The organism is Ralstonia chuxiongensis (genome assembly GCF_024158925.1).
In the GTDB taxonomy this organism is placed as follows: domain Bacteria; phylum Pseudomonadota; class Gammaproteobacteria; order Burkholderiales; family Burkholderiaceae; genus Ralstonia; species Ralstonia chuxiongensis.
The window spans coordinates 562141-578069 of record NZ_JAMYWC010000001.1 but is presented as its reverse complement, the minus strand read 5'-3'; the positions used below and the strand labels follow the sequence as shown (position 1 = coordinate 578069).

Genomic DNA, 15929 nt, shown 5'->3' with positions numbered 1-15929 from the left:
TTCCAGGATTCACATGCACACCGCTTCAACTTCCGCCGCCCCACAGAGCGCCTCGCAGAAGGCCATGCTGTGGATTGTCTTTGCCGGCTTCTTCATGCAGGCGCTGGACACAACGATCGTCAATACTGCGCTGCCATCGATGGCACGCAGCCTCGGTGAAAAGCCGCTCGACTTGAAATCGGTGGTGGTGGCCTACACGCTGACCATGGCCATGCTGACGCCAGCATCAGGGTGGCTGGCGGACAAGTTCGGTACGCGGCGCGTCTATTTCACCGCGATCCTGATTTTTGTTCTCGGTTCGGTGTTCTGTGCAACGGCACACACGCTGCCGCAACTGGTGATCGCACGTGTGCTGCAGGGGATTGGCGGATCGATGCTGTTGCCGATCGGCCGGCTGGCGGTGCTGCGCAACATTCCGGGCGAGCAGTACATCGCAGCGTTGGCCTTCGTGTCGGTGGCGGGGCAGGTTGGTCCGCTCCTGGGGCCCGCCCTGGGCGGTTGGCTCGTGCAGGATGTCTCGTGGCACTGGATTTTCCTGATCAACGTGCCGGTGGGTTTCGTCGGTCTGTTTGCGGTACGGCGCTATCTGCCGCAAGACGCCGTGCGCGCCGTGGCGCCATTCGATTGGCTTGGCTGCGGGCTGCTGTCGTTGTGCATGGTGGCCTTCTCGCTGGCGCTCGAAAACGGTGCACGTAGCCCCTGGAGCGTGGCGCTGATCGCCGTGAGCATCGTCAGCGCGCTGCTTTATATTCCGCACGCAAGGCGGCGTGTGGCACCGCTGTTCCAGCTTGTGCTCTTTCGCGAACCGAACTTCAGCATTGGGCTGGTCGGCAACCTGTTTTGCCGCATCGGTTCCGGCGCCGTGCCATTCCTGTTACCGCTGCTGTTCCAGTTGCAGCTTGGGTATTCGCCGTTCCATTCGGGGTTGCTGCTATTGCCGATTGCCATTGCCGGCATGCTCGCCAAGCGTTGGGTCGTCCCGCTCGTGAACCGGTTCGGATACGACGTGTTTCTTCAGGTCAACACGTGGGTCGTCGGTGTCTCGATTGCCTCGTTTGCGGCCATGGCGCCGGGCTGGCCGCTGGCGCTATCGATCGTGCAACTGTCGGTGTTTGGATGGGCGAATTCGATGCAGTTTGCGGCCATGAACAGCATCACGCTCAAAGGCTTGTCGCATCAGGATGCGGGCAGCGGCAACAGCTTGTTCTCAATGGTGCAGATGTTAGCAATCGGCCTGGGCGTATCGATCGGGGGCGGGCTTGTGAGCCTTTTCTCGGTCAAGCTAGGTGTGGCCGCGCCGGCGTATCGGCTGGCGTTCTTCACCATGGGCGTCGTGACCGTGTTTTCTGCGTGGATTTTTCGCAGGCTCGATGCCAAGCCCGCGCCGCTCCATGCCAAGAACGTAGAAGCGAAGGCTGTTCAGGCGCGCTAACGATTGCAGGCGCTGCGTGGGTCGGGCCTCATCCGCGCATGCGCAGAAGATCGGCGTAAGAGACCAATTTGCGCTTTCCCGTCCCGAGCGTCTTGCGCTTTGACGTTGACCTGCCTGGCTTGCTGCGCTCGAACTTGGCCGCAGCACGTGCGTCTTCCTTGGCATGCACGCTGGCGGATTTCGTTTCCGCCTTGATGCGTTCGGCATCCAGCCGCGCGGCCACCCGCTCTTCGCGCGCAACTTCCTGTGCGGCCGAGAGGATTTCTGCCTTGAGTAGATCGCGTCGCTGTTTGGCGGCAACGCGGGCGGCCTGCAGTTGTTCCTTCCGTTGCCGAAGCCAGTCTTTTCGGCTCACTGGCGCGGGCCGTGCCTCTGCCGGCACGCTCAGGCGCAAAGCCCGGCTGGCGGCGACTTTTTCGGCGTGGATCTGGCGACGCGGATCGCGTTTCGCATCACTCATGGTGCGCAACGCTCCCTGGCGGCACCGTTGTGCCGCCATGCACCAGCAGGGGATGGCGGGTCATGACATTCATTCCGTCAACCGTACCATAGGGTTTCAAGTCCCGCAGGGGTGATGCCCGCCCATCAAGCCTTCTCGCGCCCGTTCCGGCAGGCGCGCGAATGCCCCGGCGACGGCGCTATTCCAGTGCGGTATTCCCCCTCAGTCAGGCGGCGTCTCGGCCATGGAGCTACGGCGGTTGATGCCCGTGGGCGGCTCGTCCAACCGCATTGTTTTTCCGCCGCCGGCAATACCGTATGTGCGTGAATACGCAACCAAATTGCATCGCCGTTGGCGCAAAATAGCGGTTTGGGCATTTTTGTGCCCCCCTGCACCCTTGGAGACGGTATGAACAACGTTGTCGAATCGGCCATTTCGATCGAGAAGCGCCCGGACACTGTTCCGGCGGAAGAGCGCGCACGCCTGCTGGAAAACCCCGCTTTCGGCCGCGTCTTCACAGATCACATGGCCACCATCCGCTACACCGAGGGCAAGGGCTGGCACGACGCCAAAATCGGCGCGCATGGCCCGATCCAGTGCGATCCGTCCACGCTGGTGCTGCACTACGCGCAGGAAATCTTCGAGGGCATGAAGGCCTACCGCCTGCCGGATGGCGGCGGTGCGCTGTTCCGCCCGGAGGCGAACGCGCGCCGCTTCCAGAATTCGGCCAAGCGCCTGGCAATGCCCGCGCTGCCGGAAGATCTCTTCCTGCAGGCCGTGCGCGAGCTGGTCAAGCTCGATCGCGACTGGATTCCGTCGGGCCAGGGCTCGTCGCTGTACCTGCGCCCCTTCATGATCGCCACCGAAGTGGTGCTGGGCGTGAAGCCGTCGGCCGAATACCTGTTCTGCGTGATTGCCTGCCCGGTGGGCGCGTACTTCAAGGGCGACGCATCGTCAGGCGTCACCATCTGGGTGTCGGACAACTACACGCGCGCCGCGCCCGGCGGTACGGGCGAGGCCAAGTGCGGCGGCAACTACGCTGCCAGCCTGGTCGCCCAGGCCGAAGCCACCCGCGAGGGCTGCGACCAGGTCGTCTTCCTCGACGCGGTGGAGCGCAAGTGGATTGAAGAGCTGGGCGGCATGAACGTGTTCTTCGTCTTCGATGACGGTTCGCTGCAGACGCCGCCGCTTACCGGCACGATCCTGCCCGGCATCACGCGCGATTCGCTGATCACGCTGGCGCGCGGCATGGGCCTGACCGTGCGTGAAGAGCCGTACTCCATCGACCAATGGCAGGCCGACGCGCAAAGCGGCCGCCTGCGCGAAGCCTTTGCATGCGGTACCGCAGCGGTCGTCACGCCCATCGGCAAGGTCAAGGGCCACAAGCACAACTTCACCATCGGCGATGGCAAGGCGGGCGAGCTGACGACCAAGCTGAAGGCGGCGCTGGTCGATCTGCAGAACGGTCGCGCACCGGACCCGCACGGCTGGCTCGACCGCCTGTTCTGAGACCGGGATGGCTGAGTCGCTTTCTGCGGTTTCGGCGGATGGCGCCGAGGCATGGATCACCACACCCGATGGCCGTCTCCATGCCAGGCAGTGGGGCGGCCCGTTAGACGATGCCGCCAAACCGCCCATCGTGCTGCTGCACGATTCGCTCGGCTGTGTAGCGCTGTGGCGCGATTTTCCGCAGCGGCTGGCGCAGTCGACCGGGCACGCGGTCATCGCCTACGACCGGCTTGGCTTCGGCCAATCCGACGCCTTTGCGGGCCAGCTCGATCCGGGCTTCATTCAGCAGGAAGCGTACGGTGGCTTTGCCGCGCTGACCGAGCAACTTGGCGTGGACCGCTTCATCGTCTTCGGCCACAGCGTTGGCGGTGGGATGGCCGTGTCGATTGCGGCGGCGTATCCGGGCCGCTGCGCGGGGTTGATCACCGAGTCGGCGCAGTCGTTCGTGGAAGAGCAAACGCGCGAGGGCATCCGCGTTGCCCAGGCACAGTTTGCACAGCCCGGCCAGATGGGCCGGCTGGAGCGCTATCACGGCAGCAAGGCGCAATGGGTGCTGGATGCGTGGGTCAACACGTGGTTGTCTCCGGCGTTTGCGCAGTGGTGCCTGGACGATGCGCTGCTTGCCGTGCGCAGCCCCGTGCTGGCGCTGCACGGCACCGAAGATGAATACGGCTCGACTGCGCAACCCGAGCGCATTGTCACGCTGGCCGGTGCACCCGCCACGCTCAAACTCGTGCCGCGTTGCGGGCACGTGCCGCATCGGGAGCAGGAGGCCGCTGTGCTGGATGCGGTCAACACGTTCCTCCCCACATTGGCCTGATTCGCATTGCCCACCGGCGCCCTCGGGCGCTGGCATAAGCGGTTGTTGCGAGCCTCCGTTCAGGTGCGTCGCACCAAAATCGAACGACCGTTTTTAAATCGTCCGTTTCAATCACCTGCTTTTTTCTCGCCTCCAAAGGGCTGCACAGCGGCCGCTTTGTTTGGAGTTTCGCGCCTAGTTTCTGGCGTTGGTCTCTCCTCCTGCTGCGCCTATAACGCAAGTGTCGGGCACGACCCCGGCGGCGCACGCATGTGCGTACACAAGCCAAGCCACCCAGCGGGGCAAAACAGGAGGAAGACAATGGCAACACCCGGCATGGTCGCGTCCGTGGAATGGACCGACGGCAAGCGCTATCTCTGGATGCTCGGCGCGCTGACCATCACGCTACCCATCATCGCGGCCGTTTCGGCGCTTGCGACGGGCTGGCATCCGCTCTGGTGGGCGGGGCCGTTCATCGTGTTCACGATCATTCCGTTGCTCGATTTACTGATCGGCGACGACCGTGACAACCCGCCCGAAGAAGTCGTCCCGACGCTGGAAAAACAGCGCTACTACCGCCGCATCGTTTACCTGGCGACCACCGTGCTCTACGTGAGTTTTGCGGTGTCGATGTGGGTGCTGCGCACGTATGACCTTGCCTGGTACGACTACATTGCGTTCGCGTTTTCGGTGGGCGTGGTGACGGGCATCTCGATCAACACCGCGCACGAGCTGGGTCACAAGACAGACCGTTTCGAGCGGTGGCTCGCGAAGATCACGCTGGCGCCAGTCGCCTACGGGCACTTCTATGTAGAGCACAACCGCGGTCACCATGTGCGCGTGGCCACGCCGGCCGATCCGGCAAGTGCGCGCTATGGCGAGTCGTTCTGGGAGTTTCTGCCGCGCACGGTGGTGGGCAGCGTCAAATCGGCGTGGGCATTGGAGAAGCGTCGGCTGGAGCAGCAGGGCCACTCGGTCTGGTCCTGGCGCAACGATGTGCTCAACGCCTGGGCGATGACGGTGGTGCTGTGGGGCGTGTGCATCGCGTTTGTCGGGCTGAAGGCGGTGCCGTTCCTGATCATCCAGGCCATCTACGGCGCGTCGCTGCTGGAGGTGGTGAACTACCTGGAGCACTACGGCCTGTGCCGCCAGCAATTGCCCAGCGGCCGCTACGAGCGGTGCACGCCGCAGCATTCGTGGAACAGCAATCACGTGGTGACGAACCTGTTCCTGTATCAACTGCAGCGGCATGCCGATCACCACGCCAACCCGACGCGCTCATTCCAGGCGCTGCGGCATTTCGAGCATTCGCCGCAACTGCCTGCCGGTTATGCCGCGATGATCCTGATCGCCTATGTGCCGCCGCTGTGGTTTCGCATGATGAACCCACGCGTGGTGGCGCACTACAAAGGCAACATGTCGCTGGCGAACATCAAGCCGTCGATTCGCGACAAGGTGCTGGCGCAGTATCCGGCGCGCGCCTGATCTGCGGGCCTAGCGCCGCGCCACCAGGTACTGCACACCCTGCGCGCCGTAGCGCTCGGTGTGCGGTGCGTTGGCTGCCAGATGGAATGTGTCGCCGGGCCGGTAGACGCGCTCGGCGCCGTCTGTGCGGATATGGATTTCTCCTTCCAGGATGAGCGCTTTCGCCTCGAACGGGTGCGTGTGCGTGTCCAGCTCGCCTGCGTCTCGCGTAACGACGACAAACTCTGTAAAGCCCTCCGCTCTTAGCGCGCTGACGAATGCGTCACGGTCCATTGACGTGTCTCCGTGTCATGGGTGCCACCGTTTCACCATAAGCGCAGGGCACCGAAATAAAAAGACGGCCCGGAGGCCGTCGGCAATTCGGCTGCGGGAAAGCCAAATACAACGTTCGCAAGTATCTGGCTATCGATATCTGAAATCGAGTTGATCTTTGTTATGGCAACGATAGGGCGCCGTATGGGCGCAGAATGTCGAGGCGCCACCGAACCTCCGCCCCTGCCATGAACGCCATCACGCCCGCCGCCTTGCTTGAACCCGCTCCAGTCAGCCTGCGCTCCAGCGAGGGCCGCGGCTGGGACGGCTTTGCCGCCACCCTGCTCGGCATCCGCCCCGGCACGTACCGGGTGCCCGCCATGGCGCAGCACCGCGTCACCGTGCATGTCGGCGCACCCGTGCGGACGAACTGCGTATGCGATGGCCGCCGTTATTCGGGCATCCAGGCGCACGGCGATGCGAACGTGATTCCCGCCGGCCTGCCTGGCATGTGGACGGACGATGCCGACTGCCGGATTCTGCGCATCGCTATCACCGATACGTTTGTACGCAGCATCGGCGAACAGGTGGGCGCACCGGCAGACATGACGCCGCGTCTGCAATGGCGCGACGCGCGCGTGCACCATCTTGCCGCTGCGCTGGGGGCCGAACTGGAGGCGGAAGACACCTCCGATGCGTTGTATGCGGAAAGCCTGTGCACGGCATTGGTGGTCCGTCTGCTCAACAGCAGTCGGGATGTGGCTGCCGGGGCGGCCAACAGCGCTCGCACGCTGGCGCCCCGTGTGGCTGCACGCGCGATCGACTACATCGAAGCCCATCTGCACCAGCGCCTGACGCTGGCCGAACTGGCGGCGCAGGCCGGCTTGAGCGTGCCGCATTTCAACGTGCTGTTTCGTGCAACGCTGGGCGTGCCGGTGCACCGCTATGTCGTGCAGCGCCGCGTGGAACGCGCGAAAGCGCTGCTGTTGGAAGGCCGCTGCAGCGCGTCGCAGGTCGCGCTCGAGGTCGGCTTCGCACACCAGAGCCACATGACGCAGTGGATGCAACGGCTGCTTGGTGTGGGCCCGCGTGACATCGCGCGCGCGGGCAAGGCTGCGGCCGCTTCTCCGGACATGCTGGCCGGGTAGCCAATCCTCCGAATCTGCCGGATTCCTCCTTTCCTGCAAGTCGGGTTTGCAAGGCCGCTCTAAGCTCGGGCCTCCCACTTGAGAGGAGCGCGAACATGTTTGTCATCTTTGGGGCGTCGGGCAAAGTTGGCCGCACCACCGCCACGGCACTACGCAACGCGGGTAGGCCAGTGCGCGCGGTGGTGCGCCATGCGCGGCAAGGCGAAGCGCTGGCCAAGCTCGGCTGCGACATTGCGATTGCCGAGCTGACAGATCCGGCCTCGGTCGCATCGGCCATCAAGGGCGCCACGGCCGTGCAGATTCTGTGTCCGGTGCCGGTGCGCGATGCGGATCCAGCGTCGACCATGGAGCGCATGATCGACGTGGCGGCTGATGCGCTGCGCGCCAACCCGCCCTCGGCCGTCCTGGCCTTGTCCGATTACGGCGCAGAACTGGACCGGGGCACCGGCCTGACGCGGCTGTTTCATTTGCTGGAAGCGCGACTCAAGCCGCTGGCGACGCACCTGACGTTGCTGCGTTCAGCCGAGCACGCGCAGAACTGGGCGGCGATGCTGCCTGTCATGCTGGCGACAGGACGGTTGCCGAGCCTGCACCAGCCGCTGGACCGCGCGTTTGCGACGGTCGCCACGCAAGACGTTGGTGCGCTGGCCGCCGAATTGTTGCTGGAGGCGCCACCGGTCAAAACGCTGCGCATCGTCAGCGTGGAGGGCCCGCGTCGCGTGAGCTTGGTCGACGTGGCACGCGCATTCAGCGCCGTTATCGGCCGCGAGATTGTTGCCGACGCCGTGCCGCGCACCGCTTGGGCGCCGATGCTGCAACGCGCCGGTCTGAGCGCGAATCACATGCAGCTCATCACCGAACTCTACGACGCGGTCAACGCCGGGCAGATCGACGTGGAGAAGGGCGTGTCGGAGCAGCGTTTCGGTAAGACCGAGCTGCACGATGTGTTTGCCTCGATGCTCGCGGCGCACGTGCAGTCGAGATAGTTTGGGGAGTCGTCCGGGGCGTCTGGATGGTCCGCCGCTTTGCGCCTATGCTTCGCAGCATTGCTCAAGCCGAAGCCCCGTGCGGGCGAGGAGGCCACCGTGATGATTTCCGCACGCAGCCTTGCCGTGGCGCTGCTGCTTGCTGCGCCGGCCACCCACGCTGAAGACGACCTGCAGAACCGCGGTCACGACCCGTTCTTCCAGATTTCGTCAGGCGTAGCCAACTGCCCCGAGCCGGCCGGCCCGCGCATCACCGAGGCGGAATGGAAGCGTGATTCCCACCACCGAATCGAGCACGGCAACCATTGTTGGCTGGAAGGGCGCTGCCGCCAATTCAACTCCTTCGCCTACGACGATGAGATTGCCGAGACTGCGAAGCGGCGCCTGCAATGGATGTCCATCCATGTGCCGGGATGGAAGCAGAACACCACGCTGTGGGTGACGATATGGGAGCGGTGGATGCTGGTGCAGGGCTGCGTGGCGCCGGGTTATGCGCTGGCGCCGTTCATGACCGCCCTGCATGACGTGCCCGATGTCGAACGCTTCATCAACGAAACAACGGCACACCCGGAGCGGGGCGTGCCGTATGCGTTGTTCCACAAGGGCGCGGTTGCCAAGCCTTGAGAGGAAGCCTGCCTCAACTTCTGACGAATCGGCTCAGTGGTCGTGCTTCTGATAGGTGCCGACAAGTTCGGCTTCAGCCAGCACATGGCCACGCATGGCTCGCTCCAACTCGGCCTTGGTAGGCGCGCCAAGCTCCGGCAGTTCGACGTTCAGCGCGTAGAGCTTGTGGTAGTAGCGATGGCGCCCGACGGGCGGGCAGGGGCCGCCGTATGCGGTGCGCTTCCAGTCGTTGTTGCCGGGGCGTGCGCCGGGAGGCAGCCCCTTGCGCGACGCGTCTTCCGCCAGCGAAGTCGTGGCGGGCGGGATGTTGTAGAGCACCCAGTGGACCCACGTCATCTTTGGTGCTGCGGGGTCGGGGGCGTCGGGGTCATCGACGATGAGTGCCAGGCTGCGTGTGCCGGCCGGAGCGCCGGTCCACGCAAGCGGCGGCGATGTATCCGCACCTTCACATGTGAGGCGGCTGGGGATTTCGCCGCCGGCGGCAAAGGCCGGAGAGGTCAAGGTGAGCGTCATGGCGTTCCTCACTTGAGCGGAGACGGGAGAGCCCCACACCAGGGTTGCCAGCAGCAGCGCCCGGCCCAGCATTCGGAGCGTCCGGCGGTCTGCAGGCGGCATGTGTGAGGTCCTGGTTGGCGAGAGCGCATCGTCTAACGCGCTCCTGACTCCTTCCAAGCTAGTGCGCGGCGGCGGGGCAGACAAGCATTGCCGCCGTCGCCTCAGCGCCCACTGCCTTCAGGCGAACCACCCCAGCACCAACGCCGCCACAGCCGGCACCGTCTGCACGAAAAGAATCCGCTTGTTGACGGTGATGGTGCCCCAGATGCCGGCCACCGCCACGCAGATCAGCCCGAACAGCGCGAACGACGCGTTGACGGTCGGGTCTGGCGCCACCAGCCCAATCACCAGCGCAGCCACCAGAAAACCGTTGTACAGGCCCTGGTTGGACGCCATGGCTGCAGTCTCGGCAGCTTTCTCGGGCGTCATGCCGAAGACCTTGGGCCCGCGCGTCTTCCAGAGCACCATTTCGAGCACAACGATATAGACGTGGATCAGCAATACGAGCAGGTAGGCGATGAGGCCGAGGGTTTTGATCATGGGAGGCAATCCGGATGTGAACGTGCCGCCATGATAGAGACTTTGTGCCGCGTATCGGCACCCTGATGGAGGGGTATCGGCAGGGCGGCGGCGCACGCAGCCCATTCCCGCTGATGCGCCGCCTGCAAATTTCATCTGGCAGGACTATCCTGTGCGTTTTCGTTCCAGGCAGAGGAGCCATCGCATGACTGCATCGCAAGGATCCATGATCTCGTTCAAGCGCCCAGACGGGCAGGACGTCCAGGGCTATCTGGCCAAGCCCGCCAAGGCGGAAGGCGCCCCGGGCATCGTCGTCATCCAGGAGTGGTGGGGGCTGAACGACCAGATTCGTGGCGTGGCAGACCGCCTCGCACGCGCGGGCTACGTGGCCCTGGTGCCCGATCTCTACCGCGGCAAGATGACGGTAGAAGAAGAGGAAGCCCACCACCTGATGACCAACCTGAATTTTGGCGACGCAGCTACGCAGGACGTGCGCGGTGCGGTGCAATACCTCAAGCAGACCTGCGCCCGCGTGGGCGTGACGGGCTACTGCATGGGCGGCGCGCTGACGCTTCTGACGCTGAGCAATGTGCCGGAAGCGGATGCCGGCGTGATGTGGTACGGCTATCCTCCGCTGGAATACATCGACGCCTCGAAGATCAAGGTGCCGGTGCAGGGCCACTGGGGCACGCAGGACAACGCCTTCAAGATCGAGGGCGTCGATGCGCTGGAAAAGAAGCTCGTCGATGCCGGTGTCGATGTCGACTTCCACCGCTATCTCGCGCATCACGCTTTCGCCAATGAAACGGCCGTGGGCGAAAACCGCATCGCCATCACGCAGTACGACCCGGTGTGGGCCGAACATGCGTGGGACCGCGCGCTGACGTTCTTTGGCCGAACGCTCTGGCCGCGTCAGGGGTAAGCGCGTAGAGGGAATGTGGGTCTGGCGGTAAGGCGCGATCACGAAATGCTGCAATTTCGCGTGGGGACTGCGCTCTTGCCGCCGTTACATTACGCTTTTGTTCGCCCACGTATCACGGCGGGCCGGATAGGGGACCTTTGGTCGCCGGCGTGCTACGGGCCGGTCTGCTAACCCTGTCGTCTGGCCCGCCACCCCCGTTTAGCAGCGGCTAGTCTGCGCTCTTGCCGCAACTGATGACCACGATCGAGCGGCTGCCTTAGAAGCTGGCGACACGCCGCAATCAGCCGCCCAGAATGCGCCGCGCCGCCCGATCCCCCCACCACGCGGCTTCTTCAAACACGGAGTAGCCGGACAGGTCCGCATGCGCGTAGTGGATCGGCCCGGCGCTCTCACGCAGGCGCGCAATGTTTGGCCGCGAGAGAAAGCCCGGCGAGGGAATCGCCATCGCGTGGCCGCGCAGCGTCAGGTCTGCGCGGCGGATCTGTGTGCGCAGGCGAATGCCGTACACCGTATCGAGATCGGCCAGCGCGCGATCGAGCAGCGCTTGCGGCGATGCCTTCAGCAGCCATTCACGCGCGGTCTTCGGCGTCATGTCCGACAGCGCCACGTAGGCCGTAAACACGCTCTGCGCGGGCGGGCCGACGCGAATGTCCTGGTGATTGGCCACCACGTAGCCCAGGCCCGTGCCGCGATAGACCACGTTGTCCCACGCCAGCGGCGTGTCGTCGTGTTCAGGCGGAAAGCCATCGATGAGCAGGTTGGCGAGCAGCCATGGCGCGGCTTCGGGCAACTCGGCGGCGGGCACATCAAAGCCGTCGACGATGTGTTTGGCAACGTGCAGCGGCATCGCGCTGACCACGTGATCGGCCAGCAGGCGCACAACGCGGCCGTCTGCCTGCAGCACATCGGCGAAGACGCGTGCGCCGGCCTCGTTCGTCATGCAGATGCGCGCGGCGCTGCCAGGTAGCAAGCGGCCTGGCTCGTTCAATCGGGCGGCGTTGAACAGCCGCTCGGCCATCCAGTCCAGCCCTTCCGGCCACGTGAGCACGGTGCCTTGCTCGGCGTTGCTCGCCATGCCGCCGCGGCTGGCGAAGTACGCAATGCCGGCCCAGGCGGAAACATGATCTGCCGTGGCGCCGTAGTCGTCGCGGCAGCAATAATCGGCATACCAGTGCAGCGTGGCGGCGTGGTAGCCCTCGCGGTGCAGCCAGTCGCGGAAGGTGAGCGCATCGAGCGCACGCCATGCCGGGTCTGCGGACGAGAGCGCTGTCGGCACGGCAAAGATGCGGCGGCCGTCGGCGCCCTTGGTTTGGCGCAGGCTGTCGATCTGGGCGAAGAAGCGGGTGTGCTCGGCGCGCTCGTCGGGCGTAATGCCCTCATGCGGCACGAAGCCGTCTTGCCAGCGATTGCCGAGCCACAGGCGTTCATCGGGGGCATGCACGAGCACGCGTTCGTCGTACGTCGGCCGCAGCGCAAATGGGTTACGCTCGATCACGCCAAAGTCGGCCAGCATCTCGCGCACGTGCGTCGATTCCATCGACGGCAGCGGCAGGTAATGCGCACCGGTGGGGAAGCGCTGCGCACCGAAGGCGCCGCCCGCGGCATTGCCATAGCGCTCGGGGCCTTCCACGACCACCACGTCGCGTCGGCCGCTCTTTGCCAGTCGCCACGCGCAGCTCAATCCGCCGATGCCGCTGCCGCAGATGGCCACGCCGACGCGGCGCGTTTCCGACGGCGCGGGCAACGCGCGCAAGTCGCGCAATTGGTGGCCCGCAGCCTGACCCGGCATGCGCACGTTGGGCGTGATTTCCGTAAAGGCCCGAAAGCCCGCCCACGAAGCGGCGCCCGCTGCGGCCACGCCAGCCGCTGCTGCGCCTACCAGAAAGCTGCGTCTGCTGTTCATGATGTGCCGGTCATCAGCGCAGCACGCCGTGCCAGTCTTCTTCGAAATACCGCACCAGCGATTGGTTGTTCAGCCGGTTCGGCTCCACCTGCGGGCGCGGCATGTCGGGCGCAAAGCTGAACATCTGGTGCGTGGTATCGGCATCAAGGAAGCGTGTCGGCACACGGTATGACGTGGGCGGCTTGAAGTCCGCGCGGCCCGGTGCGGCCAGGATGAAGCCCCATTCGCCAAAGGACGGCACCAGCGCGTGATATGGCCATGTACGGTAGCCGGCTTCCTTCAACGTCGCATCCACACACCAGTACGAACGCGGCGCGAAATACGGAGACGTGGCTTGAATGACGACCAAGCCCGTATCCGCCACATGGCGCGACAGCAGCCGATAGAACGGCACCGAATACAGCTTGCCGATGCTGAAGTTCGACGGGTCGGGAAAATCCACAATGGCCACGTCGAACATGTCGGTGGCGGTCTGCATCCATTGCGCCGCATCGGCGTTGACCACCGTCACGCGTGGGTCGCTGAACGAGTGTTCGTTGAGCGCGACCAGCGCTTCCGCGTGCGAGAACAGGTTCGTCATGCGCGGGTCCAGGTCAACCAGCGTGACGTGCTCGATCTGCGGGTACTTCAGGATCTGCCGCAGCGCGAGGCCGTCGCCGCCGCCCAGCACCAGCACGCGGCGTGCACCGCGCACCGATTCCAGCGCAGGCAATACCAGCGCCTCGTGATAACGGTATTCGTCGCGCGAGGAGAACTGCAGGTTGCCATTGATGTACAGGCGCAGGTCGTCTTTCCAGCGCGTCACCACCAGCCGCTGATACGGCGAGGAAATCGCATGGATGATCTCGTCGCCAAAGAGCGCACGTTCAGACCAGTGCGTGAGCTTGTCCGATGCGCCAAAGCCCGCGAGCAATGCCGCTGCCACTGCGCCTGCGCGCCACGCCATCGCCGTGCGCATGCGGGCCGTGAGCGCCAGCTCGGCGCGGAAGTGCCAGAGCGTCCAGACCGCAATCGCCGTATTGAACAGGCCGAACAGGAAGCCGGTGCGCACCAGCCCCAGGCGCGGCGCCAGCACCAGCGGAAACAGCAGCGACACCGCCAGCGCGCCCAGGTAATCGAACGTCAGCACGCGGCTGACGAGTTCGGAGAACTTTGCCTGCCGCCGATGCAGCATGCGCATCACCAGCGGGATCTCCATGCCGACCAATACGCCGATCACCGTCACCAGCGCATACAGCACCAGCCGGAACGGTGCCGATTCCAGCGCAAACAACGCAAACAGCGCCGCTGCAGATACGCCGCCGAACAGCCCGACCAGCAATTCCAGATCGACAAAGCGGGCGAGCAGCGCGTCATCGGCCACGTAGCGCGAGAGCCACGAACCGATGCCCATGGCAAACAGATAGGCGCCGATGATGGAAGAGAACTGCAGGATGGAATCACCCAGCAGATACGAAGCCAATGCCCCGGCAATCAATTCGTAAGCGAGCCCGCATGAGGCGACCACGAAGACGGCGAGGACCAGCAAGGCATTGCTGCGGCCCGCAGGCTGCGTGGGTTCGTATGTGGCGTCAGGCTGCGGCGTCGACATGCTGCGAAGGTGGAAAAATGAAGGTGCGTTAACAAACGGCGGATGCCAAAGGCGAGCGCGATTGTGCCGCCTTTTTTCCCTGCCTGCGAGCCGGCTGGTGCATGGCCGCATCGGGGGGTACGCAAGCGGCGCATCAGCCGCTATAGTGGCGCCACCTATGTACTGCACGGCCTTCCCATGCCCGACATGACCGCTCCCGTGATCGCCTACGCCTCGCACCTGCTGGCGGGCGCCGTGGTGTTCTCCGGCTTCTTTTTCGTCTATCTGCGCCTGACGCCGTATGACGAGTTCAAGCTGATCCGCGAAGGCAATATTGCGGCAGCGCTGTCGCTGTCCGGTGCGCTGCTCGGCTTCGTGCTCACCATTGCGTCGAGCATCACGCATGCCGATGGCCTGGTGCCCTTTCTGTTCTGGGCGGTGATGGCGTCGGTGGTGCAACTGATCGTCTTCCTGGTGCTCACGCGGCTGATGCCGGATTACCGCCTGCAGATCGAGCACAACAGTATCGCCGCCGGTATGCTGTTTGGCGTGAGCGCGCTGGCCGTGGGTGTGATCAACGCGGCGTGCCTGTCCTGACCTTGTCCTGATTGTTCCTGCCCCGCGAATCATCGCGAAGGAGTTTGCTGTGAGCCTGTCCAGTTTCATCAAGAAGCAGTTCATCGACATCCTGCAATGGACGGAGAGCGAAGACGGCGTGCTTGCCTGGCGCTATCCGATGCAGGACATGGAAATCCAGAACGGCGGCACCCTGGTCGTGCGCGACTCGCAGATGGCGATGTTCGTCAACGAAGGCCAGATCGCCGACGTGTTCAGTGCCGGTACCTTCAGGCTGACCACGCAGACGCTGCCCGTTCTCACGTACCTGAAGAACTGGGACAAGCTGTTCGAATCCCCCTTCAAGTCCGACGTCTACTTCTTCAGCACGCGCCAGCAGCTTGGCCGCCGCTGGGGCACGCCGCAGCCGGTGACGGTGCGCGACAAGGATTTCGGCATGGTGCGCCTGCGCGCCTTTGGCGTGTATGCCTACCACGTGGCCGATCCGAAGCTGTTCTACCAGCAGGTGAGCGGCACGCGCGACATCTACACCGTGGATGAAGTCGAGGCGCAGCTGGGGCCCGTCATCATGGGGGCGATGGCCACCGCGTTTGGCGAATCCGGCGTGCCGTTCCTGGACCTGGCCGCCAACCAGATGCTGATGTCGAACAAGGTGCGCGAGGCGTTGCTGCCGCAGTTCACGCAGTACGGCCTGGCGCTCGACAGCTTCCAGGTGTCCAGCGTCACGCTGCCCGACGAATTGCAGGCCGCGCTGGACCGCCGCATCAGCATGGACATGACCGGCGACATGCAGCGCTTCACGCAATACCAGACGGCCGAATCGCTGCCGCTGGCCGCGCGCAACGAGGGCGGCATCGCCGGTACGGGCGCGGGTTTGGCGGCAGGGCTGGCGATGGGCCAGGCGATGGCCGACAGCCTACGCACGGCGGTGCAGGGCAACGCAGGTGGCGCGGCTGCGCCGGCGGCTCAACCTGCGGCTGCGGCACCTGCAGCCCCAGCGGCTCCAGCAGCGGACGACCCCACCGCTCGCCTGGCCAAACTCAAGGAACTGCTCGACAAGGGCCTCATCACGCAAGCTGACTTTGATGCCGGCAAGGCTGCCGTGCTCAAGGCACTGACCGGAGGCTGAGCTTCGGCCCAGCTGATCGGATGACCGGGCGGCACCGCAAGCCGCCCGTTTTTCTGCGCAATTTTTCGCGCAATCGAACGA

16 protein-coding genes are annotated in these 15929 nt (G+C 64.7%); 10 read left to right on the top strand and 6 right to left on the bottom strand.

The window, feature by feature from the left end:
* Positions 1 to 13 precede the first annotated feature (13 nt).
* Positions 14 to 1432, top strand: a complete 1419-nt coding sequence (gene mdtD, locus NKG59_RS02440) for a multidrug transporter subunit MdtD (RefSeq protein WP_301288034.1) — start codon at positions 14 to 16, stop codon at positions 1430 to 1432.
* Between the two features lie 28 nt (positions 1433 to 1460).
* Here mdtD and NKG59_RS02435 read toward each other — a convergent pair whose 3' ends face one another.
* Positions 1461 to 1892 (bottom strand): hypothetical protein, encoded by a 432-nt coding sequence (locus NKG59_RS02435; protein WP_253534877.1) that lies wholly within the window; start codon positions 1890 to 1892, stop codon positions 1461 to 1463.
* A gap of 387 nt (positions 1893 to 2279) precedes the next feature.
* Between NKG59_RS02435 and NKG59_RS02430 the strand changes: the two genes are divergently transcribed.
* From NKG59_RS02430 to NKG59_RS02420, 3 genes are all read left to right on the top strand, one after another.
* The gene (locus tag NKG59_RS02430; protein ID WP_253534874.1) at positions 2280 to 3380 is read left to right on the top strand and encodes a branched-chain amino acid aminotransferase; all 1101 of its coding nucleotides are present in this window, start codon (positions 2280 to 2282) and stop codon (positions 3378 to 3380) included.
* Positions 3381 to 3387: 7 nt separating this feature from the next.
* Entirely contained in the window at positions 3388 to 4200 is an 813-nt protein-coding gene (locus NKG59_RS02425; protein WP_253534872.1) for an alpha/beta fold hydrolase, read from the top strand.
* A gap of 300 nt (positions 4201 to 4500) precedes the next feature.
* Positions 4501 to 5664: an alkane 1-monooxygenase gene (locus NKG59_RS02420; RefSeq protein WP_253534870.1), complete on the top strand. Its 1164-nt coding sequence runs from the start codon at positions 4501 to 4503 to the stop codon at positions 5662 to 5664.
* 9 nt (positions 5665 to 5673) lie between these two features.
* Here NKG59_RS02420 and NKG59_RS02415 read toward each other — a convergent pair whose 3' ends face one another.
* Positions 5674 to 5937 carry a cupin domain-containing protein gene (locus NKG59_RS02415; RefSeq protein WP_253534868.1) on the bottom strand — a complete coding sequence of 88 codons (264 nt, stop codon included), beginning with the start codon at positions 5935 to 5937 and terminating at the stop codon, positions 5674 to 5676.
* 227 nt (positions 5938 to 6164) lie between these two features.
* On the opposite strand from NKG59_RS02415, the gene NKG59_RS02410 reads away from it, so the two are divergent.
* From NKG59_RS02410 to NKG59_RS02400, 3 genes are all read left to right on the top strand, one after another.
* Positions 6165 to 7064: a helix-turn-helix domain-containing protein gene (locus NKG59_RS02410; protein ID WP_253534866.1), complete on the top strand. Its 900-nt coding sequence runs from the start codon at positions 6165 to 6167 to the stop codon at positions 7062 to 7064.
* A 95-nt stretch (positions 7065 to 7159) separates the two neighbouring features.
* Positions 7160 to 8050, top strand: coding sequence for an NmrA family NAD(P)-binding protein (locus NKG59_RS02405; RefSeq protein ID WP_253534864.1), 891 nt, complete (start codon positions 7160 to 7162; stop codon positions 8048 to 8050).
* Between the two features lie 102 nt (positions 8051 to 8152).
* A complete protein-coding gene (locus NKG59_RS02400) occupies positions 8153 to 8674 on the top strand; it encodes a BON domain-containing protein (RefSeq protein WP_253535674.1) in 522 nt (173 codons plus the stop codon).
* Positions 8675 to 8707: 33 nt separating this feature from the next.
* Here NKG59_RS02400 and NKG59_RS02395 read toward each other — a convergent pair whose 3' ends face one another.
* Both NKG59_RS02395 and NKG59_RS02390 read right to left on the bottom strand, forming a co-directional pair.
* Positions 8708 to 9187: a YbhB/YbcL family Raf kinase inhibitor-like protein gene (locus NKG59_RS02395; protein WP_253534862.1), complete on the bottom strand. Its 480-nt coding sequence runs from the start codon at positions 9185 to 9187 to the stop codon at positions 8708 to 8710.
* A gap of 219 nt (positions 9188 to 9406) precedes the next feature.
* Positions 9407 to 9769, bottom strand: coding sequence for a DUF1304 domain-containing protein (locus tag NKG59_RS02390; RefSeq protein WP_253534860.1), 363 nt, complete (start codon positions 9767 to 9769; stop codon positions 9407 to 9409).
* Between the two features lie 184 nt (positions 9770 to 9953).
* Here NKG59_RS02390 and NKG59_RS02385 point away from each other — a divergent pair, with 184 nt between their 5' ends.
* Complete coding sequence (locus NKG59_RS02385) at positions 9954 to 10670, top strand: dienelactone hydrolase family protein (protein WP_253534858.1); 717 nt, start codon at positions 9954 to 9956, stop codon at positions 10668 to 10670.
* A 280-nt stretch (positions 10671 to 10950) separates the two neighbouring features.
* Here the strand turns inward: NKG59_RS02385 and NKG59_RS02380 are convergent, their stop codons facing one another.
* The gene (locus NKG59_RS02380) at positions 10951 to 12573 is read right to left on the bottom strand and encodes an NAD(P)-binding protein (RefSeq protein WP_253534856.1); all 1623 of its coding nucleotides are present in this window, start codon (positions 12571 to 12573) and stop codon (positions 10951 to 10953) included.
* A gap of 13 nt (positions 12574 to 12586) precedes the next feature.
* Complete coding sequence (locus NKG59_RS02375; RefSeq protein WP_253534854.1) at positions 12587 to 14164, bottom strand: polyamine aminopropyltransferase; 1578 nt, start codon at positions 14162 to 14164, stop codon at positions 12587 to 12589.
* A gap of 177 nt (positions 14165 to 14341) precedes the next feature.
* On the opposite strand from NKG59_RS02375, the gene NKG59_RS02370 reads away from it, so the two are divergent.
* A complete protein-coding gene (locus tag NKG59_RS02370; protein ID WP_420804011.1) occupies positions 14342 to 14740 on the top strand; it encodes a DUF350 domain-containing protein in 399 nt (132 codons plus the stop codon).
* 49 nt (positions 14741 to 14789) lie between these two features.
* The gene (locus NKG59_RS02365) at positions 14790 to 15848 is read left to right on the top strand and encodes an SPFH domain-containing protein (RefSeq protein ID WP_045201807.1); all 1059 of its coding nucleotides are present in this window, start codon (positions 14790 to 14792) and stop codon (positions 15846 to 15848) included.
* Positions 15849 to 15929: the final 81 nt, after the last annotated feature.